1 protein-coding gene is annotated in these 942 nt (G+C 63.4%); it reads left to right on the plus strand.

Translation table 11 applies throughout. The annotated features are described in order from the left end of the window. On the plus strand, positions 1 to 890 hold an 890-nt coding region (locus AC5RWX_RS33790), incomplete at its 5' end, for an aldo/keto reductase (RefSeq protein WP_494100501.1). Between the last annotated feature and the right edge of the window lie 52 nt (positions 891 to 942).

Consider the following 942-nt stretch of genomic DNA (forward strand, 5'->3'; position numbering starts at 1 on the left):
GTGCCTTTGACCTGGGCGTCAACCACTTCGACCTCGCCAACAATTACGGCCCTCCGGACGGCTCTGCCGAAACCAACTTCGGCCGCCACCTCAAGGACGACTTCAAGCCCTACCGGGACGAGCTCGTCATCTCCACGAAGGCCGGCTACTACATGTGGCCGGGCCCCTACGGCGAATGGGGCTCCCGCAAGTACCTGATCTCCAGCCTGGACCAGTCGCTGGAGCGGATGGGCCTGGACTACGTGGACATCTTTTACAGCCACCGGCCGGATCCCGAAACGCCGCTGGAGGAAACCATGGGCGCCCTGGACTACGCAGTGCGTTCGGGCAAGGCACTCTACGCCGGCATCTCGTCCTACACCCCCGAGCAGACCCTGGAAGCGGCCCGCATCCTGAAGGACCTTGGGACGCCCCTGTTGATCCACCAGCCCAGCTATTCCATGCTTAACCGGTGGACCGAGGACGGCTCGCCGAATCTCTATGAGGCACTCGACCAGGTGGGCGCCGGTTCCATCGCTTTCTCGCCGCTGGCCCAGGGCATGCTCACCGACCGCTACCTCAACGGTGTTCCTGCTGATTCGCGTGCAGCCAAGGCCCGCTTCCTGTCAGAGGACGCCATCACGGACGAAAAGCTGCAGCGGATCCGTGGACTGCACGGCATCGCTGAGGGCCGCGGGCAGTCGCTGGCCCAAATGGCCGTCGCCTGGATCCTGCGGGACCAGCCGAAGGGTTCGCCAGTCACGTCCGCACTGATCGGTGCCTCCAGCGTCCGCCAGCTGGAGGACACCTTGTCCGCCATCAACAATCTCGAGTTCACGGAGGATGAGCTGAACGCCATCGACGAATTCGCGGTGGAGTCGGAAATCAACCTCTGGAAGCAGCCCGTTTAGTTTCCTGCCGTCATCCCAAAGAGTGGGACAGGGGAACAGGTCCTTGTCCCGC

This window comes from Arthrobacter sp. SPT-J7, from assembly GCF_059089965.1.